Source organism: Hymenobacter nivis (genome assembly GCF_006439025.1).
Lineage (GTDB): Bacteria > Bacteroidota > Bacteroidia > Cytophagales > Hymenobacteraceae > Hymenobacter > Hymenobacter nivis_A.
Map to the genome: position 1 here is coordinate 171,980 of NZ_RCYZ01000004.1, position 21,979 is coordinate 193,958.

General features: G+C 64.8%; 18 protein-coding genes. 10 read left to right on the plus strand and 8 right to left on the minus strand.

The annotated features are described in order from the left end of the window. Window positions 1–2: 2 nt before the first annotated feature. The 3 genes from EAH73_RS11060 to aroQ all read right to left on the minus strand — a co-directional run bounded on the left by EAH73_RS11060 (window position 3) and on the right by aroQ (window position 2,322). On the minus strand, window positions 3–563 hold the full coding sequence (locus EAH73_RS11060; RefSeq protein WP_140466565.1) for a MarC family protein: 561 nt from the start codon (window positions 561–563) through the stop codon (window positions 3–5). 106 nt (window positions 564–669) lie between these two features. Continuing rightward, window positions 670–1,749 carry an aminotransferase class V-fold PLP-dependent enzyme gene (locus tag EAH73_RS11065; RefSeq protein WP_140466566.1) on the minus strand — a complete coding sequence of 360 codons (1,080 nt, stop codon included), beginning with the start codon at window positions 1,747–1,749 and terminating at the stop codon, window positions 670–672. A 126-nt stretch (window positions 1,750–1,875) separates the two neighbouring features. Continuing rightward, window positions 1,876–2,322: a type II 3-dehydroquinate dehydratase gene (gene aroQ / locus EAH73_RS11070; RefSeq protein ID WP_140466567.1), complete on the minus strand. Its 447-nt coding sequence runs from the start codon at window positions 2,320–2,322 to the stop codon at window positions 1,876–1,878. Window positions 2,323–2,504: 182 nt separating this feature from the next. On the opposite strand from aroQ, the gene xerD reads away from it, so the two are divergent. The 8 genes from xerD to EAH73_RS11115 all read left to right on the plus strand — a co-directional run bounded on the left by xerD (window position 2,505) and on the right by EAH73_RS11115 (window position 12,767). Next, entirely contained in the window at window positions 2,505–3,404 is a 900-nt protein-coding gene (gene xerD, locus EAH73_RS11075) for a site-specific tyrosine recombinase XerD (RefSeq protein ID WP_140466568.1), read from the plus strand. Between the two features lie 70 nt (window positions 3,405–3,474). Beyond that, window positions 3,475–6,447: an FtsK/SpoIIIE family DNA translocase gene (locus tag EAH73_RS11080; protein ID WP_140466569.1), complete on the plus strand. Its 2,973-nt coding sequence runs from the start codon at window positions 3,475–3,477 to the stop codon at window positions 6,445–6,447. 131 nt (window positions 6,448–6,578) lie between these two features. Next, window positions 6,579–7,226 carry a LolA family protein gene (locus EAH73_RS11085; RefSeq protein WP_240047217.1) on the plus strand — a complete coding sequence of 216 codons (648 nt, stop codon included), beginning with the start codon at window positions 6,579–6,581 and terminating at the stop codon, window positions 7,224–7,226. Between the two features lie 149 nt (window positions 7,227–7,375). Next, entirely contained in the window at window positions 7,376–8,683 is a 1,308-nt protein-coding gene (locus EAH73_RS11090; protein ID WP_140466570.1) for a DUF2851 family protein, read from the plus strand. Next, window positions 8,680–10,017, plus strand: coding sequence for a hypothetical protein (locus EAH73_RS23060; protein ID WP_161599511.1), 1,338 nt, complete (start codon window positions 8,680–8,682; stop codon window positions 10,015–10,017). Before EAH73_RS11090 ends, EAH73_RS23060 begins: the two co-directional genes overlap by 4 nt. 74 nt (window positions 10,018–10,091) lie before the next feature. Then, window positions 10,092–10,724, plus strand: coding sequence for a NeuD/PglB/VioB family sugar acetyltransferase (locus EAH73_RS11105; RefSeq protein WP_140466571.1), 633 nt, complete (start codon window positions 10,092–10,094; stop codon window positions 10,722–10,724). Between the two features lie 68 nt (window positions 10,725–10,792). Next, window positions 10,793–11,737, plus strand: coding sequence for a rhodanese-related sulfurtransferase (locus EAH73_RS11110; protein WP_140466572.1), 945 nt, complete (start codon window positions 10,793–10,795; stop codon window positions 11,735–11,737). 157 nt (window positions 11,738–11,894) lie between these two features. Continuing rightward, entirely contained in the window at window positions 11,895–12,767 is an 873-nt protein-coding gene (locus EAH73_RS11115; RefSeq protein ID WP_140466573.1) for a nucleoside phosphorylase, read from the plus strand. A 128-nt stretch (window positions 12,768–12,895) separates the two neighbouring features. Here the strand turns inward: EAH73_RS11115 and EAH73_RS11120 are convergent, their stop codons facing one another. After that, a complete protein-coding gene (locus EAH73_RS11120; RefSeq protein ID WP_161599512.1) occupies window positions 12,896–13,147 on the minus strand; it encodes a hypothetical protein in 252 nt (83 codons plus the stop codon). Between the two features lie 97 nt (window positions 13,148–13,244). Next, entirely contained in the window at window positions 13,245–14,261 is a 1,017-nt protein-coding gene (locus tag EAH73_RS11125) for an acyl-CoA reductase (RefSeq protein WP_140466575.1), read from the minus strand. A 167-nt stretch (window positions 14,262–14,428) separates the two neighbouring features. On the opposite strand from EAH73_RS11125, the gene EAH73_RS11130 reads away from it, so the two are divergent. Beyond that, entirely contained in the window at window positions 14,429–14,779 is a 351-nt protein-coding gene (locus EAH73_RS11130; RefSeq protein ID WP_070742808.1) for a 4Fe-4S dicluster domain-containing protein, read from the plus strand. A 155-nt stretch (window positions 14,780–14,934) separates the two neighbouring features. Next, window positions 14,935–17,568 carry a valine--tRNA ligase gene (locus EAH73_RS11135; protein WP_140466576.1) on the plus strand — a complete coding sequence of 878 codons (2,634 nt, stop codon included), beginning with the start codon at window positions 14,935–14,937 and terminating at the stop codon, window positions 17,566–17,568. A gap of 97 nt (window positions 17,569–17,665) precedes the next feature. On the opposite strand, the gene EAH73_RS11140 is transcribed toward EAH73_RS11135, so the two are convergent. From EAH73_RS11140 to EAH73_RS11150, 3 genes are all read right to left on the minus strand, one after another. Continuing rightward, window positions 17,666–19,714 (minus strand): T9SS type A sorting domain-containing protein, encoded by a 2,049-nt coding sequence (locus EAH73_RS11140; protein ID WP_140466577.1) that lies wholly within the window; start codon window positions 19,712–19,714, stop codon window positions 17,666–17,668. 559 nt (window positions 19,715–20,273) lie between these two features. Beyond that, a complete protein-coding gene (locus EAH73_RS11145) occupies window positions 20,274–20,492 on the minus strand; it encodes a hypothetical protein (RefSeq protein ID WP_140466578.1) in 219 nt (72 codons plus the stop codon). A 38-nt stretch (window positions 20,493–20,530) separates the two neighbouring features. Further along, window positions 20,531–21,946 carry a dihydrolipoamide acetyltransferase family protein gene (locus tag EAH73_RS11150; protein ID WP_140466579.1) on the minus strand — a complete coding sequence of 472 codons (1,416 nt, stop codon included), beginning with the start codon at window positions 21,944–21,946 and terminating at the stop codon, window positions 20,531–20,533. Between the last annotated feature and the right edge of the window lie 33 nt (window positions 21,947–21,979).

Genomic DNA, 21,979 nt, shown 5'->3' on the forward strand with positions numbered 1-21,979 from the left:
ATTTAAAAATTGGCCTTGAAGAGCTTGATGGCGATGGCCAGCAGGATGACGCCGAACACGCGGCGCAGCACGTCTTCGCCGGCCTTGCCGAGTTGGCGCTCGATCCAGGGGCTGGTTTTGAGCACGGCGTACACAAACACCAGGTTCAGGCCGATGCCAGCCAGAATGTTGGGTAGGGCGTAGGCGGCGCGCAGCGAGAGCAGCGTGGTCATGGTGCCGGCCCCCACGATCATGGGGAAGGCCAGCGGCACGATGGAGCCCGTGTGGGCCGTCATGTCCGACTTAAACAGCTCGATGCCGAGAATCATCTCCATGCCGATGAGGAAGATAATGACGGCCCCGGCCAGGGCAAAGCTCTCGTTGTCAACCCCGAACAGCCGCAAGATGCTCTGGCCCAGGAACAGGAATGCTACCATCAGCCCGCCCGCCACCACGGTGGCCAGCTCGGCCTTGATTTCGCCCTCGCGCTGCCGAATCTGAATAATAATGGGCACCGAGCCTACGATGTCGATGATGGCGAACAGCGTGAGCGTGACGGAAAAGATTTGCTGGAGGTTGAACATGGATGTGCTAACTAATTGTCATTCCGAGCATAGCGAGAAATCTGGGGCCCCAGTGAATACGTCCTCAGATTCCTTGCTGCGCTCGGAACGACAAACTGCCGGGGCCCTAAACTGTCACGTATTCCTTCACGAAAAACTGCACCAGGGCTTCCATTGCAGCGTCGGACACGGCCGGGAAGTTGGCGATGCGGATGGTGGTGCTTTTCAGGGGCCCGTAGCCGCTGCCTAGCGTAAGGCCGGCCTCACTGGCCTTGCGCTTGATTTCCTCGATGAGCGCGGGCTCGCCCTGCAGGCCGATGACGGTGGTGGAGCGGGCGTCGGCGTTGGTGATGAGCGGCTGCAACGGCGTAGCCTGCTCGAAGAAGTCGTAGAGCTTCTGGGCGCGGTCGGCCAGGTGCTGGGCCACGGCCTTGATGGGTTCACGGTCGGCCATTACGCGGCTCAACAAGTAGATGCCCAGCACGTTGGGCGTATAGTTGGTCTGGTGGTTGAGCATGTTGCTCAGGGCCGAGGGCAGGCCATTGTAGTGGGCGCGGTCGTTCACCTCCTTGGCCTTGGCCACGGCGCGGGGCGAGAGGATGAGCACGCCCAGGCCGGCGGGCAGCCCGAAGCACTTCTGCACCGAGCCGTACCACACGTCGGCCTTGATGAATTTGAGGTTCAGGCCGGCCAGCGAGCTGGTGGCGTCCACGGCCAGCAGGGCCCCGCCGAGGCGGTTGAAGAGCTGGAGGATGTGGGTTTCGCGGATTTGGGTGGCCGTGCTGGTCTCGTTTTGCGTCACGCACACCAGGTCGGTGTCCTCGCCCACGAAAGGCAGGGCCCCCATGTCGGGCACCTCGTTGATGTCGAATTGCACGCCGGTGCTCTCCGGCCGCAGGGCGCGGGCGTAGTCGAACCACTTCTTGCCGAACTCGCCATTATAAAGGTGGAAGCTGCGGCGCGGCGTGAGGCCCTGGGCCAGGATTTCCCAGCACTCGGTGGCCGAGCCGGTGAAGAGCACCGTGTAGTCCTGCGGGATGTTGAGCTTGCCCTTGAGGTCGGCCACGGCCTGGCGCACCAGGCTCGTGAACCGCTCGCCGCGGTGCGGAGCCGAGAGCCAGCCTTCGTCGTAGGCGTCTTGCAGGTATTGCCGAACGGCGGGGTACACGGCCGAAGGGCCAACGTTGAACGTGAATTGCTGAAGCACGGGAAAGTCAGGTAAAGTCAGGGGAAGGAACGGCAAGCGGCGCGCCGCCCGGCGCCGTTCGCCCCGCAAAGGTCGGGCGCGGGGCCCTGACTTAACCCGATTTTTTTCGGGATATTGCCTGGGGCCCTACCGCCCGAAGCCCACGCGCTTGGGCCGCTGGCTGGCAAACCACTGCACGGCCAGCCGGTAGCTTTCGAGGCCGAAGCCGGCGATGCTGCCCGCGCAGTGCTTGGCAATGAGGCTTTTGTGGCGGAATTCTTCGCGGGCGGCGATGTTACTCAGGTGCACCTCCACCACGGGCGTGGCAATGCCGGCCACAGCGTCGCCGAGGGCCACGCTGGTGTGGGTGAAGCCGCCGGCGTTCAAGATGATGCCGTGGTGCGTGAAGCCCACCTCGTGCAGCTTGTCGAGCAGGGCCCCCTCGTGGTTGCTCTGGAAGTACGTCAGCGTGTGGTCGGGAAAGGCCTCCACCAGCTCCGGGAAAAATTCGTCGAACGAGCGGCTGCCGTAGATGCCGGGCTCGCGGCGGCCCAGCAGGTTGAGGTTGGGGCCGTTGATGATGAGAAGGTCCATGCGGTTACATTTAATAAGTAGCATTTAATACGCCGCCGGCCCCCGGGGCCCTTGGCCATGCAACTGCCGGGCCGGCTGCCGTGCGGCCTCGGCGTAGCTTGCGGCTTCAAAGTACGCGGGCAAAGTGCAAAGGCCCCGGGCCCGTTCGCGTGTTAAATGTTAAATAATACCTGTTAAATGATATGACCTGGCCCCAGGCCCTCCGGCAATTCCAGGGCTACTTGCAGCTCGAAAAATCCCTCTCGCCCAACTCGGTGGAGGCCTACGTGCGCGACGCCACCAAGCTGCACCAGTTTCTGGTAGGGGAGGGGGTGCCCGCCCGCCCCGAGCAGGTGACGACCCGGCTGCTGCGCGACTTCCTCAACACCCTCACCGACCTCGGGCTGGGGGCCACCTCGCAGGCGCGCACGCTCTCGGGGCTGAAGGCCTTCTTCAGCTTCATGATCATGGAGGACCTCATCAAGCTCGACCCCACCGACACGCTGGAGGCCCCCAAAACCGGCCGCCACCTGCCCGATGCCCTCAGCTACCCCGAAATTGAGACCCTGCTCGCGGCCATCGACCTGAGCACCGACGAGGGCCTGCGCACCCGCGCCGTACTGGAGGTGCTCTATTCTTCGGGCCTGCGCGTGAGCGAGTTGTGCGAACTGAAGCTGTCGAATATTGCCGCTGAGCAAGGCTTCATGAAGGTGCTGGGCAAGGGCAATAAGGAGCGGCTGGTGCCGGTGGGCCGCGAGGCCCTCAAGCACCTCAACTTCTACCTGCGCGGCGTGCGCGGCCACCTCGACATTAAGCCCGGGGCCGAAGACCATGCCTTTTTGAGCCAGCGCGGGCGGCCGCTCTCGCGCATCACCGTCTTCACCACCCTTAAAAAGCTGGCCGAGCAGGCGGGGCTGCGCAAAACCATTAGCCCGCACACGCTGCGCCACTCCTTCGCCACCCACCTCATCGAGGGCGGGGCCGACCTGCGGGCCGTGCAGGAAATGCTGGGCCACGCCAGCATCACGACCACTGAAATCTACACCCACCTCGACCGCGACTACCTGCGGCAGGTCATCACCGAGTTCCACCCGCGCAGCTAGGGGCCCCACAATCCCGTAGCGGCCCACTGGCCGGCCGTGCGTAAATTTGGCTTTTCCGCTGCTTTTCCGCATGGCCGACAACCGCTATAAGAACCCCCCGCCGGGCCCCTCCGCCAACCGCCCCGCCGAGGGCCGGCCGGCCGCCGCCCCGCGCGCCAACGCCCCCCGGCCCGCCGCCGAGCCGGCCCCCGCGGCGGCCCCGCGCCCGCCGCGGCCCGCCGCCACCAACCAGCCCAAGGCCGCTAAGGCGGCCGCCCAGGCCCAGGCCGCCCGCGCCCCGCGGGGGCCCCGGGGCCCCATACCCGGCGTGGCCGGCCTCAAGGCGCTGGTGCGCGACCGGCGCTTCCACTTGTTCATCGGGTTTGGCCTGCTGCTGGGCAGCCTGTACCTTACCATCGCCTTCACGTCGTTCCTGTTCACGGGCCACGCCGACCAGAGCGTGGTGGCCGCCATGGGCACCATCCCCACCAAAGAGGCGGGGCAGGAATCGAACAACTGGCTGGGCCTGCTGGGGGCCTGGGCGGCGCAACTGTTTATCTACAAGCTGTTTGGGGTGGCGGCGTTTGCCCTCATTCCCATCGTGTTTTTCCTGGGCTACAAAATCGTGTTCCGTACCGCCACCGGCTCGGTGAGCTACGTGCTGGCCCTGGGCCTGTTCACGATGGCCTGGCTGAGCACGCTGCTCGGCTACGTAGTGGTGGCCCTGGGGGCCCCCGCGCCGGGCGCTGACCCGGCCCTGGCCCACCGCCTTGACTTTTTGTGCGGCGGCGTGGGCTTCGAAACGGCCTCGTGGCTAAGCAGCCTCATCGGTTGGGGCACGGTGCTGCTGCTGGCTTTTGTGCTGATTTCGTTCGTGGTGTTCTTCTTTAACATCACCACGTTGCCCTTCAATTTCGGCCGCTCGGCCGCCCGGGCCGAGGCCGACGAAGACGCTGAGCTGACCGCCGAAATCGAAGCCGAGGAAGCCGCTGCCGCCGCTGCCCAGGCCCGTCCGCTCGCCCCCAAGCCCACCCCCAGGGCCCCCGCGCCACTGGCCCCGGCCTTCGCCGCGGAGGAAACTGAGGACGAATACGCTGCCGCTGGGGCCTCTGCCCCGGTCGAGTATGAGCCCGCGCCGCAGCCCAGCCCCGGCCCCGCCCTGAGCGTGGCTGGCCCGCTGGCCGTGGCTGGGATTGGGGCCCCAGCCGTGGCGCTAGCCGTGGCTCCGGCGGTCGCTACTGGCGCGGCCGCGGCCGCCGCAGTGCCGCTGGCCGTGGCAAGCGGCCCGTCGTTTTCGGTAGAAATGCCGGAGCCCGAGCCCGAGGTGGCGTTTGTGGCGCCCGGGGCCCCCGTGGTGGCCACGGTGCCTACGCCGCTTTCGCTGGCCGACCTGGCCGATGGGCCCCCAGCCCCCAGCCCCAAGCCCCAGGCTCCCAGCACCAACCTGGAAATTACGGTGCCCAGCCGCGATGACCTGGACCCCAACGCCGGGGCCGCCATTGCGGCTGTGGCCGACGAGGTGGAGGATGCGGACGCGATGCCGGACGTGAACTACGACCCGACGCTGGACCTCTCGCGCTACCAATATCCGACGCTGGAGCTGCTCACCGACTACGGCGTAGCCAAGGCCCAGGTGACCCAGCAGGAGCTGGAGGCCAACAAAGACCGCATCGTGGAGACGCTGGGGCACTACGGCATCACCATCGCCAGCATCAAGGCCACCATCGGGCCTACGGTTACGTTGTATGAGATTGTTCCCGAGGCGGGGGTGCGCATCAGCAAAATCAAGAGCCTGGAGGACGACATCGCCTTGAGCCTGGCTGCGCTGGGCATCCGCATCATCGCGCCCATTCCAGGTAAGGGCACCATCGGCATCGAGGTGCCCAACGCCAAGAAGGAGATGGTGAGCATCCGCTCGGTGCTGGGCAGCGAGAAGTTTGCCCGCACGGAAATGGACCTGCCGATTGCCTTCGGCCGCACCATCACTAATGAGGTTTTCGTGGCCGATTTGGCCAAGATGCCGCACCTGCTGATGGCGGGCGCGACGGGCCAGGGCAAGTCGGTGGGCCTGAACGTGATTCTGGCCTCGCTGCTCTACAAGCGCCACCCGGCCCAGCTCAAGTTTGTGCTCGTGGACCCCAAGAAGGTGGAGCTGAGCATCTTCAACAAGATCGAGCGCCACTACCTAGCCAAGCTGCCCGACACGGACGAGCCCATCATCACCGACACCAAGAAGGTGGTGCACACGCTCAATTCGCTGTGCATGGAGATGGACCGCCGCTACGACCTGCTCAAGGAAGCCGGCTGCCGCAACCTGAAGGAGTACAACGCCAAGTTCGTGCTGCGCAAGCTCAACCCCAAGAAGGGCCACCGCTACCTGCCCTTCATTGTGCTCGTTATTGATGAGCTGGCTGACCTGATGATGACGGCCGGTAAGGAGGTGGAAACGCCCATTGCGCGCCTGGCCCAGCTGGCCCGCGCCATCGGCATCCACCTCATCGTAGCTACCCAGCGCCCCTCGGTGAACGTGATTACGGGCATCATCAAGGCCAACTTCCCCTGCCGGATTTCCTTCAAGGTGACCAGCAAAATCGACTCGCGCACCATCCTCGACACTGGGGGCGCCGACCAGCTCATCGGGCAGGGTGACATGCTGTTCTCGGCCGGCTCGGACCTGATCCGGGTGCAGTGCGCCTTTATCGACACGCCCGAAGTGGACCGCGTGTGCGACTTCATCAGCGAGCAGCAGGGCTACTCCGATGCCTACCTGCTGCCCGAAGTGGCCGGGGCTGAGGGCGACGATGGCAGCGGCCAGGACGCCGGCGACCCCGCCGAGCGCGACACCATGTTCGAGGAAGCCGCCCGCTGCATCGTGCTGCACCAGCAGGGCAGCACCAGCCTGCTCCAGCGCAAGCTCAAGCTGGGCTACAACCGCGCCGGCCGCCTCATCGACCAGCTCCAGCACGCCGGCATCGTGGGGCCCTTCGAGGGCAGCAAGGCCCGCGACGTGCTCATTCCCGATGAGTACCAATTGGAGCAACTGCTGAATTCAATGCCCAAGTAGGGCCCCCAGGACGCTTTTAATGGCCGGCTAGTACAGTTTTTCTTCAGAAAAGCTATTCTGGCCGGCCTTTTGATTAGGGGTTGCGTATCAGGCCTTATGGGGCCCCAACGCCCGCTTTTCTATTTATTGATATGATGACCAAATCGTTTTCGCTGCTGGCCCTGGCCGCCACGCTGGCCCTGCCCGCCGCGGCCCAGCAAGACCCCAAAGCTGGTAAAATCCTGGATGCCATGAGCGCTAAGTACCAGGCCCTGAATGCCTTCGGAGCCAACTTCACCCAAACCCTGGAAAACCCGTCGGCCAAGGTGAAGCAGAACATGAGCGGCGACATCGTGGTGAGCGGCAAGAAGTTCCACCTCAAAATGAACGGCCAGGAAGTCATCAACGATGGCAAAACCACTTGGACCTACCTCAAGAACGAGAACGAGGTAAACATTGCTGACGCCGACGCCGACAGCCAGGACATGTCGCCTTCGCAGATTTATACCATGTACAAAAAGGGCTACAAGTACGCCTACGTGCAGCAAGCCCAGGACGGCGGCGAGGCCGTGGACGTGATTGAGCTGACCCCCGAAAACCGCACCAATGAGGTAATTAAAGTGCGCCTGAAGGTGCGCAAGAAGGACCAGACCGTGAAAAGCTGGCAGATGTTCAAGAAGAACGGCAACCAATACACGTTCAACATCAAGAACTTCCGCCCCAACCCGCCCCTCACGCCCAGCACCTTCGCCTTCGATAAGGCCGAGCACAAAGGCGTGAAAGTGGTAGACCTGCGGTAGGTTAATTATCAGTTATTCGTTGTTAGTTGCCAGACCAACGACCCGTAGCGGCCCGTTTCGAAAGAGGCGGGCCGCTTTTATTTATGGACGAGAGAAGCTGTGCTTTTCCTAACAACTCATAACGAGCAACTGACAACTAATTTTGCTTCATGCGCGAAGATTTTATCCACTACGTTTGGCAGCACCAGTACTTCGACAAGGCCGATTTGCGCACGGCCGGGGGCGAGGAAATCCAGGTGCTGAAGCCCGGCCACCGCAACGCCGACGCGGGCCCCGACTTCCTGAACGCCCGCCTGCGCCTGGGCGACGTGGAGTGGAACGGCGCGGTAGAAATCCATCTGCGGGCCTCGGATTGGCAGCGCCACAACCACCAAGTGGACGCCAAGTACGACCAAGTGGTGCTGCACGTGGTGCACACCCACGACGCCGAAGTGGCCCGCACCAACGGCAGCCGCATTCCGGTACTGGCCCTGGGGCCCCGGCTGGGCCCCGAGCTGCTGGCCCGCTACCAAGCCCTGGCCGACGCCCCGGCGGCCGCCTCGCTGCCCTGCGCCCCGCTGCTGGGCCAGGTGCCCGAAATCACTAAAATCATGATGGCCGAACGGGCCTTGCTGGAGCGCGTGGAGGCCAAGGCCGACGCCGTGGCCGGGCTGCACGAGCGCCTGGGCCACGACTGGGAAGCCACCGCCTACCACGCCCTGATGGCGGCTTTTGGCTTCCAGAAAAACAGCGAGCCGCTGGCCCGCCTCGCCAAGGCCGTGCCGCTGGCCGTGCTGCGCCGCCACCGCCACGACCAGCGCCAGCTAGAAGCCCTGCTGTTTGGGCAGGCCGGGTTTTTGGCGGAAAACGACGAGACGGCGGCCGATGCCTACATCCAAAACTTGCGGCGGGAGTACGAATTTCTGCGCCACAAGTACGACCTGGGGGCCCCCGCCTTGGCCGTGCACGAGTGGAACTACCTGCGCCTGCGGCCCGCTAACTTCCCGCCCGTGCGCCTGGGCCAGTTGGCCGGCTTGCTGCACGCCCGCCCTGCCCTGTTCGACGCCCTGCTCACGGCCCAGAGCGTGTCGGCGCTGGCCGAGTTTTTTAGGGCCCCCGCGCCAGCCTACTGGCGGGCGCACTTTCGCCCCGGCCGGCCGGGCAAGGTGCCCGACCTGGGCAAGGGCAGCATCGACCTGCTGATTACTAACGTGGTGGTGCCCCTGCGCGTGGCATATGCCCGCTCGGTGGGCCAGCCGGCCTTGGTGGAGAGCAGCGTGGCCCTGCTTACGGAGCTGCCCGCCGAGCACAACCAATACACCGACCTGTACGCGGCCCTGGGCTTCGGCCACCGCACCGCCGCCGACTCGCAGGGCCTGCTGGCGCTGCACAAAAGCTACTGCGACCCGCGCCGCTGCTTGCACTGCGCCATTGGCAGCCGCCTGGTGCAAGGGCCGCAGCTGCGCATCGCTCGATGAAGCTGGCCCTGGCACTTGCCCTGAACGGGGCCCTGCTGGCCGTGCTGCTGCCGTGGCTGCGCCGCGAGTGGCAGCGCCTGGGCCCGGCCTGGCGCGGGGCCCTGGTGGTGGGGCTGGCCGGCCGCCTGCTGGTGGGGGCCCTGCGCGACGGCCACCCCGTGAGCGACGGGGCCTACGTGCAGCACTTGGGCCAGCTGCTTACGGCCCAGCTGTGGGCCGCGCCGGCCGCGGGCCTGCACTCACTGGCCGGCGACACTGTGCAGTTTGCCGGCGAAAGCGCGGTGTACTACGGCATGTCGAACACGCTGTTTCTGGCCAAGCTGCTGGCCGTGCTGAACCTGGCCTCGCTGGGGGTAGCGGGCCTGAACGCCGTGTACCTGAGCTTGTTCAGCTTCGTGGGGTGCTGGCTGCTGGCCCGGGCGCTGGCGGCCCGGCTGCCTGGCACGCCGGCCGGGGCGGGGCTGGTGGGGCTGGTGCTGTGGCCCTCGGTGGGGTATTGGGCGGCCGGCCTCAACAAGGAAGCCGCCTTGCTGGCCAGCGGGGCCTGGCTGGTGGCGCTGGTGCTGGCGGCGCTGTACGCCCCGCCCGGGGCCGGGGCGCCGTGGCCGCGCGGGTGGGCCCGGGGGGCCCTGGGGCTGGGGCTGGCGCTGCTCTGCTTCAAGATGCGCTACTTTTTTGCGGTGCCGCTGCTGGGCAGCCTGCTGGCCCTGGCGCTGGTGCGGGCCCTGCCGCGGCGCGGGTGGGCCGGCGGGCGGCTGGCGCAGGTGCTGGTGCTGGGGGCCGTGGTGGCGGTGGGGGCCGCCGGGGCCCCCGCCCTCGGGGGGCTGTTTCGGCTCAATAAATTCACGAGCCAGGTGCTGCGCATCTACGACCACGACCTGATGGTATCGGCGGGCCGGCCGCACTTCGAGTACGCCGACCTGCGGCCCACGGCCGCGAGCTTCCTGGCCCACGCCCCGCAGGCGGCCTGGAACACCTTCACCCGGCCCTGGCTGGGCGAGTCGGCCGAGCCGCAGTACGTGGCGGCGGGCCTCGAAAACGGCCTGCTGCTGGTGCTGGGGGCCCTGGCGCTGGGGGCCCTGGCGCGGGGGCGGGGCGGGCGGCTGCCCTTCGCGCTGGGCCTGGTGCTGCTGGGCTACTGCCTGGTGCTGGCCATTCTCATGGGCCTGAGCACGCCCAACCTGGGCACCCTCAGCCGCTACCGCAGCGTGCTGCTGCCCTTCTGGGTGCTGCTGCTGCTGCAAAACGATTACGCCGCTGCCGCCTTGCGCCGCCTGGGCCTGGGGGCCCCAGATGGGGTGGCCCCGGCCCGGCCCCCGGGCCCGGTGGCGTAACTTTGCGCTTTGCGGCGGCGAAACCAAGCCCGGGTTTGGGTTGTTCTGGCCGCTTATCTCGCTCAACGCTATTCATGGAAAACCCCGTTATCATCCTCGGCGCGCAAGCCGTGGGCACGGCTGCCCTCGACGCCTTTCTTTCCAACGACCTGGTGGTGTACTGCTTGCTCGACGACGACCCCAAGCTGCAAAAGGGCGAGCTGCTGGAAGTGCCCGTAATGGGCGGCACCGACGACCCCGACCTGCTGAAGCTGCTCGGCAAAAAGTGCGAAGTGTTCGTGGCCACCGACGACGCGGCCAGCCGCCGCAGCCTCACCCAAATGCTGCGCCAAGAGTACGAAGCCGTACCCGTGAACGCCATCCACCAGCGGGCCAGCGTATCGGCCCACGCTACCCTGGGCCACGGCAACTACGTGGGCCCCAACGCGGTAGTAGCCGCCCTGGCCACGCTCGGCAATGGCTGCCTGATCAACGGCAACGCCGTGGTGGAGGCCCGCGCCACGGTGGGCGACTACGCCCAGCTCGGCAGCGGGGCCCTGCTCGGGGCCGGCGCCACGGTGGGTGAGCTGGCCTTTGTGGGGGCCGGGGCCGTGGTGGTGGCCGGCGTCACCATCGGCGAGAAGGCCCGCGTGGGGGCCGGCTCGGTGGTGGTGGCCGACGTGCCCAAGGGCCAAACCGTGTTCGGCAACCCGGCGGTAAAAGTCTAATTCAGGCCCGGGGCCCCGGCTTGGCCGTCCCGGGCTAGGGGCCCCGGGCGTTACCTAACTGCTTCGCTATGGATTACCAAGTTCTGCTTTACTACTGCTACGCGCCCATCGAAGACCCGGCGCAGTTCCGCGACGAGCACCACCGGCTGTGCGTGGCGCTGGATTTGCGCGGGCGCATCATTGTGGCCGCCGAGGGGCTGAACGGCACCGTATCGGGCCCGGCGGCTAGCTGCGCGGCCTACATGGCGGCGGTGAAGGCCGACCCGCGGTTTGGGGCCCTGGAGTTCAAGGTGGACATGGCCGACCAGCACGCGTTTCAAAAGCTGCACGTGCGCGTGAAGCCCGAAATTGTGCACAGCAGCCTGGCCCACCTTAAGCCCCAGGAAAAAACCGGCCAGTACCTCTCGCCCGAAGAATTCAGAGCCCTGAAGGACGACGACGACGTGGTGGTGGTGGACGTGCGCTCGGACTACGAGTACAACCTGGGCCGCTTCCGCAACGCCGTGACGCTGGATATGGAGAACTTCCGCGACTTCCCGGCCCGCGTCGAGCAGCTCCAGCAGTTTAAAGACAAGAAAATCCTGACCTACTGCACCGGCGGCGTGAAGTGCGAGAAAGCCAGCGCTTACCTGCTGGAGCAGGGCTTCGAGAACGTGTACCAGCTGCACGGCGGCATCATCAAGTACGGCCTCGAGGCCGGAGGCGAGGATTTCGATGGCCAGTGCTACGTGTTCGACAACCGCGTGGCCGTGGATGTAAACCGCGTGAACCCGCGGGTGATTTCGCGCTGCTGCGCCTGCCGCGAGCCCTCGGCCCGGCTCATCAACTGCGCCAACCCGCTCTGCAACGCCCACGTGGCCCAGTGCGAAAGTTGCGGCGACGCCCTGCAAGGAGCCTGTTCTGAGGCCTGCGCTGCGCACCCCGCCAAGCGCCCCTACGACGGTACCGGGGCCTACCCCAAGGCCAGCAACAATTACCAGCCGGCCCAGGGCCTGGCCTCGTATAAGGGCTAGCGCAATTCTTGATAAGCGGGTTGGCCGTACCGCCAAACGGCGCTTGGCCTTGCGCCAGGGCCCCAAAGGCAGCACGTGCAAGGCCAAGCACCGCTTGGCGGTACAGCCGATCCGTTGCTTATTCTACGCTTCCCGAAACACTTCCTTCCCCGAAACCATGATTTCCAACGCCGAACTCATCCTCAACCCCGACGGCAGCATCTACCACCTGAACCTGCTGCCCGACCATATTTCCGACACCATCCTTACCGTGGGCGACCCCGCCCGGGTGGCGCAGGTGAGCCGGCACTTCGATTCCATCGAGTTTGAGGGCACGCACCGCGAATTTGTGACCCACGTGGGCTACTACAAGGGCAAGCGCTTCACGGTGCTAAGCACGGGCATGGGCACCGACAACATCGACATCGTGATGAACGAGCTGGATGCGCTGGTAAACATCGACTTCATGTCGCGCACGGTGCGGCCCGTGGAGGAGCAGCTGCGCCTGCGCATTGTGCGCCTGGGCACCAGCGGCAGCTTGCAGCCCGACGTGCCCATCGGCGCGGTGCTGGCCACCGAGCACGCCGTGGGCCTCGATTCGCTCATGCAATTTTACCCCCTGGTGGAAACCGGCCTCGAAACCCAAGTGGGCACCGCCCTGCAAACCACGCTGGGCCTGCCCTTTAAGCCCTACGTGGTGCGCGGCGACGACCTGCTGCGCGAGCAGCTCGGGGCCGGGGCCATCGTGGGCAACACCGTTACTTGCCCCGGCTTTTATGGGCCCCAGGGCCGCCGCCTGCGCCTCGACGTGACGCCCCCCGACTACCTCGAGCGCCTGCGTACCTTCCACCACGAGAGCGGCGAAGGCGAGTTCCGCCTCACCAATTTCGAGATGGAAACGGCCGGCTACTACGCCCTGGGCCGCCTACTGGGCCACCAGGTGCTCAGCCTGAACGCCATCGTGGCCAACCGCGCCACCGGTGAGTTTGCCGCCGATGCCGGGGCTGTGGTCGACGCCATGATCGAGCGCACCCTGCAACGGCTGGTGTAGCCCCCTGGCACAATCGCCACAAAAAGAGGGCCCCCGCGAACAATACTGTTCGCGGGGGCCCTCTTTTTGTGGCGGGCAGTCGTCGGTGCGCCGTTCAGCGTTGGGCATCCGGCCGGCCCAGCGGCGCGCTAATCCTGGCAGAACTCTACGCGCAGCACGGCCCGCAGGGGCAGGGCGGGGCCGGTTTGCAACACCAGGTAGTCGTCGTCGACGGCCCACACGCAGGTTTTGAGGCGGTGCAGGGCCCCGTCGGCGGTACGGAAGCACACGGCAAGCTTGCCACGGTAGGTGCTGCCGAGAACGGCAGCGCGGGCGGCTTCAGTGGCGCGGCGGCAGCGCTCGGCTGCGGTGGTCAAAACGTCGGCGTCGGCAAAACGCATTCGCGCGAATAACTCGGGGGCCTGAATGGGTGCGAGTGACATGGCGGCGGGTCTTAAAGTGGAAACAGCTAGCCAATTGGCCAGCTCAATGCCCCACTCACTGCAATTCCGTCGCCAGGAAGGCCATTGTGTCCACGCCGTCAGCATAGTCGGCCACGCCCGGCTGCTGGGCCCGGCCAAACGGCACGCTGCCAGCCCAACGCCCGCCGGCCGATACTACGCACTGAATGCGCGGGGCTACGTCGGTGAGCTGGTCCACCAAGTCGATTTCCTGAGAATACTCGTTATAGTGCAAAACCGAGATGGGCGACACCAACGTGGTGTTGGGGGTAACCAGCAGGAAACCAGCGTCGAAGTGCGGTACGGCATTGACGAGCAAAATGCTCTTGTTATAATCGTAGTTGTTCTGGTACTTGTGGTGGTTCAGCACGCCGCTGCAAATCTGCAGGGCATCGAGCAGAGGCGTAAAATCGTAGTTTTCAGGCACGTAGAGCTTGCTCACGTTGCGGCAGCCCAGGCCGTAGTATTGGAAGATGTCGGGGCCCAAATAGGCCAACTCGGCGTCAGTTTCGCGGCCCGTAAGCACGGCTACGCTCGTGCGGTTGCGCCGGATTAGGTTGGGTTTTTTGCCAAAATAGAATTCGAAATACCGGGAAGTATTATCCGAACCCGTGGCAATAAAGGCATCGGCCGCGTTCAAGCGGGGAACAATTTGGACTAATTTGGTAAATCTTGTCTCAATTTGGGAAAGTTCATGCAAGATCCACGTCATCAAAAACGTGTCGGACGCGCTGAGCTTGGCCAGGAGCACGTGGCCGCTCAGCAGCACGCACAGCGCGTCGTGGAAGCCCACCAGCGGGATGTTGCCGGCCATCACCACGCCCACCTGGCGCACAGCGGTGGGCTCGGGCGGGTAGCGGGCGGCCCACTGGGCCAGGGCCCCAGGCTCCAGCATGTGGGTGATGCCGGCGATGGCGGCGGCCACGTTGGGCCGGTCGAACCAGGGGTTTTGGTTGCGGGCGCGGGCGGCCAGGTCGGTGAGCTCGTCGGGGGAGAGGGCAGCGAGGCGGTGGCCCAGGGCCACAAAAGCGGCCAGGCGTTCGGAGTGGTTCATGCGAAAAGAGAGCGGCGAAGAAGCCGTAAAATTGGGGCGCGGCGCGGGAAAGCGGCGCGTGGTGCGTAAATTTGTGGGCCCGGCCGCACGGCCGGGGGCCCCGCTTTTACGTAAAGCGCCCCGTTCCCTTTTGGTTTCCTTTCCTTCTAATTGACCCGCGACGCCCCATGGCCATCATGATAACCGACGAGTGCATCAACTGCGGTGCCTGCGAACCGGAATGCCCCAACAACGCCATCTACGAAGGCGGCGCGCAGTGGCGCTGGGCCGACGGCACCACCCTGAAGCAAGTTGAAACCGCCGACGGCGCCACCGTATCGGGCGTGGCGCCCCAAACGCCGGTGTCGGACGAGTACTACTACATCGTGTCGGACAAGTGCACCGAGTGCGTCGGCTTCCACGAGGAGCCGCAGTGCGCCGCTGTGTGCCCCGTCGACTGCTGCGTGGACGACCCCGACCTGCGCGAAACCCGCGAGCGGCTGCTCGAAAAGAAAGCCTGGCTGCACCTGGCCGCGTAGCGCGCCGGGGCCCCCGGCCCAAACCGAATCAGCCGCTGCCTCGCCGGGAGCGGCTTTTTTGTGCCCCGCGCGGGCCCAATTGGAAACTGGCTGCGCCCCGACCCACGCTCGCCCTGGGTCCCTAAAACGTACCTTTGCCGAAATACCCCTTACCGATGAACCCCATCAAAACCACGTACTCGCCCGCCGACGTTGAAGCCAAATGGTACCAGCGGTGGCAGGAGCAGGGCTTTTTCAAGGCCAGTGCCAACCCCAAAAAGACGCCCTACACGGTGGTCATCCCGCCGCCGAACGTGACGGGCGTGCTGCACATGGGGCACATGCTGAACAACACCATCCAGGACGTGCTGGTGCGCCGCGCCCGCATGCAGGGCAAGGAAGCCTGCTGGGTGCCCGGCACCGACCACGCCAGCATTGCCACCGAGGCCAAGGTGGTGGCCCTGCTGAAGGAGCAAGGCATTGAGAAGAAGGACCTGACCCGCGAAGCCTTTTTGGAGCACGCGTTTGCCTGGAAGGAGAAGTACGGCGGCATCATCTTGGAGCAGCTCAAGCAGCTGGGCGCCTCGTGCGATTGGGACCGCACGCGTTTCACGATGGAGCCCAAGCTGACCGAAGCCGTGCTGCGCGTGTTCGTGGACTTGTACCGCAAGGGCTTGATTTACCGCGGCGTGCGCATGGTGAACTGGGACCCGCTGGGCGGCACCGCCATTTCGGACGAGGAAGTGATTCCGAAGGACGTGATGGCCAAGATGTACTACCTCAACTACGAGGTGGTGGGCCAGCCCGGCCGCTTCTTGACAGTGGCCACCTCGCGCCCCGAAACCATTATGGCCGACGTGGCCGTGGCCGTGAACCCGACCGACGAGCGCTACGCCGACCTGGCCGGGCAGCGCGTGCGCATCCCGCTGCTGGGCCGCGACGTGCCCATCATCCAGGACGAGTACGTGCTGACGGACTTCGGCACCGGGGCCCTGAAGGTGACGCCGGCCCACGACCTGAACGATTACAACCTGGGCCAGAAGCACAACCTGCCCACCATCGACATCCTCAACGACAACGGCACGCTCAACGAGAAGGCCGAGCTGTACGTGGGCCAGGACCGGTTTGCGGCCCGCCGCAACATTGTGAAGGACTTGGGCGAAGCCGGCCTGCTCGTGAAAACCGAGGAGTACGCCAGCATCGTGCAAACCTCGGAGCGCACCAAGGCCGTGATCGAGCCCAAGCTCAGCATGCAGTGGTTCCTGAAAATGGAGCACATGGCCAAGCCCGCGCTGGAGGTGGTGGAGAACGACACGGTGCGCCTGCACCCCGCCAAGTTCAAAAACACCTACCGGGTATGGATGGAAAACGTGCGCGACTGGTGCATCTCGCGCCAGCTCTGGTGGGGCCAGCAAATTCCCGCGTACTACCTGCCCGACGGCTCGTTTGTGGTGGCCCTCTCGGCCGCTGAGGCACTTGAACTGGCGCGTGAGCAAAGCGGTAACGTTGCGCTGGAAATAAGCGACTTGCGCCAAGACGAAGATGTGCTCGATACGTGGTTCTCGTCGTGGCTGTGGCCCATCTCGGTGTTCGACGGGTTTGAAGATCCGGACAACGCCGACGTCAACTATTTCTACCCCACCAACGACCTGGTGACGGGCCCCGACATCCTATTTTTCTGGGTGGCGCGGATGATCATGGCTGGCCTGGAATTCCGCCAGGAAGTGCCGTTCCGCAACGTGTACCTGACCGGCATCGTGCGCGACACCCAGGGCCGCAAGATGAGCAAGCAGCTCGGCAACTCGCCCGACCCGCTCGACCTCATCGCGCAGTTTGGGGCCGACGGCGTGCGGACGGGGATGCTGTTTTCGGCCCCCGCCGGCAACGACCTGCTCTACGACGAGAAGCTGGTGGAGCAGGGCCGCAACTTTGCCAACAAGCTCTGGAACGCCTTCCGGCTGGTGAAGGGCTGGGCCCCCGACGCGGCCTTGCCCTTCGCCCACGACAAGCCCGTGGCCTGGTTTGGGGCCCGGCTGGCGGCGGCCACGGCCGAAATCGACGACCACTTCGAGAAGTTCCGCATTTCGGACGCGCTGCTGGCCGTGTACAAGCTGGTCTGGGACGACTTCTGCGCCCAGTACCTGGAAATGGTCAAGCCTGCCTACCAGCAGCCCATCGACGCCGAAACCCTGCGCCACACCACCGCCTACTTCGAAACGCTGCTTAAGCTGCTGCACCCGTTCATGCCCTTTATCACGGAGGAACTGTGGCACGAGCTGGCCGACCGGGGCCCCCGCGAGTACGTGACGGTGGCGCACTGGCCCAAGCCCACCCCGCCCGCCGACAGCGCCTTGCTGCTGAGTGACATGGACAAGGCCCTGGCCGTGGTGGCCGGCATTCGCGCCGTGCGCAACCAGAAAAGCCTGGGCCCCAACAAGCCCCTGGCCCTGGTCATCAAAACCGACGAGCCTGCCCTGTTCACTGCCTACGAGGGCGTGCTACGCAAGCTCGGCAACCTAGAAGCGCTAACGTTTGCCGACGCCGGCCCGGCCGCGGCGGTGAGCTTCGTGCAGGGCAGCAGCGAGTTTTTCATTCCGCTCGAAGGCCAGATCGACGTGGCCGCCGAGCGCGCCCGCCTCGAAAAGGAGCTGGCCTACGCCCAGGGTTTCCGCGAATCGGTGCAGAAAAAGTTGGGCAACGAGAAATTCGCGGCCAACGCCAAGCCCGACGTACTGGAGCGCGAACGCCAAAAGCTGGCCGACGCCGAAGCCAAAATAGGGGCCCTGGAGCAAAGCCTGGGGGCCCTGTAGCCACACTTGCCCACCACAAAAAAAGCCGTTCTCCCAGCTGGGAGAACGGCTTTTTTTGTGGCCTTGCGGCGGGGCCCCGGGGCCCCCAGCGCCGCGGCTATTGGATCAGCAGCGACTGGGTTTTAACGTCGGTGCCGGTCTGTACTTTGGTGATGTACAAGCCCTTGGGCAGGTTGCTGAAGTCCTTGGTGGCTTCGAGCTGCGAGGTGCCCTCGCTGCGGAATACCTCCTTGCCCATCTGGTTAAGCACCGTCAGCACGATGGCCTGCTGGTCGTCGGCCACCACTTGGAAGCTCACACGGCCCGTGGACGGGTTGGGGTAAAGGGCCACCAGTAACTGCTTGATCTTCTTGATCACCTTCTGCTTGATGAGGTCGCGGATGGCGGCGTCGGCCTGCACAAATCCCACGCCGGTCTTGAAGTCGAAGCCGCGATCGAAGCCCGCGGTGAGCGGGTTGTCCATGTCGATGGCTGACTGCTGCAAAAACTTCGTGATGGCCTTGGGTGCAAGGTTGTCGTCAACCTCCAGCATCAGCGCCGCCACGGCCGCCACGTGGGGGGCCGCCGCGCTGGTGCCGAAGAAGTTGGGGAAGCCGTCGTTCTCAAAGTCCTGGCCTGGAAAAGGTGGGAAGAAGGTGGTGTTGCCGCCGTCGGGGCCCGTCACTTCGGGCTTGCTGGATGTGATGGGCTGGCCCAGGCGCCGACCCAAGTCGTTGAACAAGAGCGGGGTGCCGCCCAACGACGAGAACGATTCTACTACCGGGACCGGCGTGTTGGCGTTGAACAATGGCGTGTTGAAGTACGGGGCGGCTCCCACGGCCACCACCTGCGGGGCGTTGGCGTGGCCCGCCAGGGTCGAGCTTTGGGTGTCGTACTCCAGGGCCGTGGGCCGGTCGCCAAAGTTGATGTACTTGAGGCGGGTCGGGTCAGGGCCGTCAAATTTCACGATTACCGCTTCCACGGTCACCGCGGCCGTGCCGTTGTTGGTGACGCTGATGAACTCGAATGGGTCGCCGCCGATGTTGTTATCGATGGATGAGAACAGGGGCACGCCGTTGTAGAGCAGGTACAGGTCCATGTCGCTTTTGGCCCCGCGCACGCCGCTGGCCGAAAATGCCGGGTCGTCCCACTGCAAGGCCAGCGACAAGCTGCCGCCTGGGGCGATGGTGATGCTCTGCCGCACGTCGCCGGGCGCGAAGCTGTGCGCCTCGCCCGTGATGCCCGGCACCGAGGTTTTCGAGTTACGGAACGTCGCTTCGTACGACTGCTGGGCCTGGTTGCCGGCCGAGGAGAAGTAGGACGCGCCCTTCGCTACCACCTTTTGCGCCGCTTGCGCGATGATGCCGTTCTGGAAAAAAGGCTCATCAAAGTAAACCACGTCGTCCACAATAGTCTGGCAGCCAGCTGCTTGCAGGTCTTCGATGCCCTGGGCAAAGTCGGCCTGGCCCAGGAAGGCGGTGTGGAAGGCAATAGCGGCCCCGGGGGCCACGTCGTGCACGATTTCGGCCATGCCGCGGCCTTCGTCAATGCCGTCGCTGGGGAGGTCTTCGAGCACTTGCACGCCGCCGCGGGGCAGGTCGTTGCTGGCCACGCCGGCGGCGGCCCCGCCCAGGTTGTCGTAGCTATCGGAGAGGATGCCCACCTTCACGCCCTTGCCAGTCAGGCCGTACTTGGAGCGGGCCGCGTCGGCCCGCAGGGCCCGGTCGCCCTGGCTGGTGGTGCGGCCCACGTTCAGCGACGGCTTATACACGGGCCGAACGAGTTGCAAAGAGGGGATGCTCTCCAGCGTCGCCAGCTTATCCACTGGAAACAGGCCCGAGACCAACGCGCCGTAGGCCGTGCCCTGGCGCAGGCCCTTGGCTTGCAAGTCGGCCAGCAACTGCTTGGCATCGGGCGAGTTGGCTAGGGCCTGCACTACCACGTAGCCGTTGTACACCTGCACGGCGTTGGTGGCCTGGAGGGGCGAGCCAGTGCTGGCCGAGGTTTTGGCCAGGCCGCGGGCGGCAGCGGCGGGTTTGGCCAGTTCAAGCAGGCTAGCCGATACTTTGCCCTTGGGTGTGGGCAAATTTTGGGCCCCGGCGGGTGCGCCCCATAGGCTGGCGGTGGCCAATAGGGCCACGGCGGCAGAAAAGTAAGTTTTTTTCATGGGTGGCGGGAAAGAGGGAAAAATGAAAAAAAACGAGCCCCGACGCAAAAAGTAGCCAACGATTGCGTGACAATTCAGCTTTGCCGGGGTGTGCAAATATATCAATTAAAATTATTGTCCTTCACTCATGATTATTGAAATAATAAAAAATAATATTTGAAAAATTTCTCCGCTACCAAATGCATAATTATCTAAAAAAATGTTAGTAAACGCGTTCATTTTCAATTAATAAAGCAACTATTAGCCGAGCTGCCGTGCTGGTGAGGCCTCGCTGCGCCGCGGGCCACCCGCCGGGCGTAAGCAGCGAGGCGGGCGCGCCAGTCCAAAAACCCTGGCCAGTTCCTGCTGCGTATCACCTTTGCTCAGTGCAAAAGCTGTAAATAAAGCTAGTCCGGTAAAATGCAAAAAAATGCTGGACTCGTACCACTCCGCTCTCGACCTACAGTAGCTAGGGGGACCCAGCGTAGTGGTAGCAACCCAGATGGGGCCCCGGCGCGCCAATAGAAAAGGCCGCCGTCTGGAGAGACGGCGGCCTTTTCTATTGGTTTCGAAGCAGCGCTTATTGCTGCGGGGGCTTGGTCTGGGGCAACAGGCGGGTGCCGGCCTGCTTCTGTTGCTGGGCCAGCTGGTTCTGAAGCTGGAAGGTGACCTGCTGGCAGTCGGCGAAGCGCTGGTCGGCCACTTTCAGGGCCGTTTCGGCGGCGCTCAGCTGTTGGTAGAGGAAGGCGATGATGCCCAGCGCCAGCACCAGGGACCCAATGGCAAGGATTTTTTGCATGGCAAGGGGGCCCGGGCGCAGCGGCCCGGGGCCGTTGGTTAGATGGTCGTGTTGGGGTCGAACTGCTCAAGATAGTCGGCCACTTTGCGCACAAACATGCCGCCGAGCGAGCCGTCGACCACGCGGTGGTCGTAGCTGTGGCTCAAGAACATAAACTGGCGCACGCCGATGAGGTCGCCCTGGGGCGTCTCAATCACGGCCGGCTTCTTTTTGATGGCCCCCACGGCCATAATGGCCACCTGCGGCTGCATGATGATGGGCGTGCCCATGAGGTTACCAAAAGAGCCCACGTTGCTGAGCGTGTAGGTGCCGCCTTCAAGGTCGGCGGGCGTGAGCTTGTTGGTGCGGGCGCGGTTGGCCAGGTCGTTTACCTTCTTGCTCAGGCCATTGAGGTTGAGCTGATCGGCTTTGTGGATGACCGGTACGATGAGATTGCCGCTGGGCAGGGCCACGGCAATGCCGATGTTGATATCCTTTTTCTTGATGATGTAGTCGCCGTCCACCGATACGTTGATGTTCGGGAAGTCCTGAATGGCGCGGGCCACGGCCTGGATGAAGAGGGGCGTGAAAGTGAGGTTTTCGCCCTCGCGCTTCTTGTAAGCGTCCTTGTGCTTATTGCGCCAGTTCACCAGCTCCGTCACGTCGGCCTCCACGAAGCTAGTAACGTGCGGGGCGATGCGTACCGAATCGACCATGCGCTGGGCAATCATCTTGCGCATCCGGTCCATCTCAATCAGCTCCTGGCCGCCGCTCACGCTGGGCGCGGGCTTGGCCGCCGGGGCCGGGCCGCTGGCGCTGGGAGCCGGCGCAGGAGCGGGAGCAACGGCGGCCGCAGGGCGCTGCACGGGCTCAGGTTCGAGCGGGGCCGGTGGCGCGGCCGTAGGGGCCTGCGGCACCAGCGAGGGCTTGCCAGCCGCCACGTAGTCGAGGATATCTTTTTTGGTGATGCGGTTCTCCTTGCCGGTGCCGGGCAGGTAGTCCAACGCGCTCAGGCTCACGCCTTCTTCGCGGGCAATGCTGAGCACAAGCGGCGAGAGGAACCGGCCGGGCTGGTGCGGGGCCCCGCCGGCGGCCTGGGCGGCCTGCGGGTCGTCGGGCTCGGGCAAGTAGGGCACTTCGGGGGCTGGGGCGCTGCCATTGGCGCTGGCCGGGGCCGGCTGAGCGGGCGTGGGCTGGGCGGCCGGAGCCGGGGCGCTGGGGGCAGCTGCGCCCACCTCGGTTTCGATAACGGCGATGGGGGCCCCCACGGCCACCACTTGGCCTTCCTGCACCAAGATTTCGGCCAGGGTGCCGGCGTGGGTCGCGGGTACTTCGGTATCTACTTTATCGGTAGCCACTTCCAGCACCGATTCGTCTTGCTCGATGGCATCGCCGACTTGCTTGAGCCATTTTAAGACGGTGCCTTCCATGATGGATTCGCCCATCTTGGGCATCGTCATTTCCACTCGTGCCATAGGATGCGGGGGTATTTTGGGGTAAGGGATGGG

What these genes read in the sequence shown, in the direction of transcription:
- EAH73_RS11120 (WP_161599512.1), bottom strand. Translation starts at nt 13,147, where the DNA reads ATGCGTTTTGCCGACGCCGACGTTTTGACCACCGCAGCCGAGCGCTGC.
- EAH73_RS11060 (WP_140466565.1), bottom strand. Translation starts at nt 563, where the DNA reads ATGTTCAACCTCCAGCAAATCTTTTCCGTCACGCTCACGCTGTTCGCC.
- EAH73_RS11105 (WP_140466571.1), top strand. Translation starts at nt 10,092, where the DNA reads ATGGAAAACCCCGTTATCATCCTCGGCGCGCAAGCCGTGGGCACGGCT.
- EAH73_RS11090 (WP_140466570.1), top strand. Translation starts at nt 7,376, where the DNA reads ATGCGCGAAGATTTTATCCACTACGTTTGGCAGCACCAGTACTTCGAC.
- EAH73_RS11115 (WP_140466573.1), top strand. Translation starts at nt 11,895, where the DNA reads ATGATTTCCAACGCCGAACTCATCCTCAACCCCGACGGCAGCATCTAC.
- EAH73_RS11125 (WP_140466575.1), bottom strand. Translation starts at nt 14,261, where the DNA reads ATGAACCACTCCGAACGCCTGGCCGCTTTTGTGGCCCTGGGCCACCGC.
- xerD (WP_140466568.1), top strand. Translation starts at nt 2,505, where the DNA reads ATGACCTGGCCCCAGGCCCTCCGGCAATTCCAGGGCTACTTGCAGCTC.
- EAH73_RS11110 (WP_140466572.1), top strand. Translation starts at nt 10,793, where the DNA reads ATGGATTACCAAGTTCTGCTTTACTACTGCTACGCGCCCATCGAAGAC.
- EAH73_RS11140 (WP_140466577.1), bottom strand. Translation starts at nt 19,714, where the DNA reads ATGAAAAAAACTTACTTTTCTGCCGCCGTGGCCCTATTGGCCACCGCC.
- EAH73_RS11135 (WP_140466576.1), top strand. Translation starts at nt 14,935, where the DNA reads ATGAACCCCATCAAAACCACGTACTCGCCCGCCGACGTTGAAGCCAAA.
- EAH73_RS11080 (WP_140466569.1), top strand. Translation starts at nt 3,475, where the DNA reads ATGGCCGACAACCGCTATAAGAACCCCCCGCCGGGCCCCTCCGCCAAC.
- EAH73_RS11085 (WP_240047217.1), top strand. Translation starts at nt 6,579, where the DNA reads ATGATGACCAAATCGTTTTCGCTGCTGGCCCTGGCCGCCACGCTGGCC.
- EAH73_RS11130 (WP_070742808.1), top strand. Translation starts at nt 14,429, where the DNA reads ATGGCCATCATGATAACCGACGAGTGCATCAACTGCGGTGCCTGCGAA.
- aroQ (WP_140466567.1), bottom strand. Translation starts at nt 2,322, where the DNA reads ATGGACCTTCTCATCATCAACGGCCCCAACCTCAACCTGCTGGGCCGC.
- EAH73_RS11150 (WP_140466579.1), bottom strand. Translation starts at nt 21,946, where the DNA reads ATGGCACGAGTGGAAATGACGATGCCCAAGATGGGCGAATCCATCATG.
- EAH73_RS23060 (WP_161599511.1), top strand. Translation starts at nt 8,680, where the DNA reads ATGAAGCTGGCCCTGGCACTTGCCCTGAACGGGGCCCTGCTGGCCGTG.
- EAH73_RS11145 (WP_140466578.1), bottom strand. Translation starts at nt 20,492, where the DNA reads ATGCAAAAAATCCTTGCCATTGGGTCCCTGGTGCTGGCGCTGGGCATC.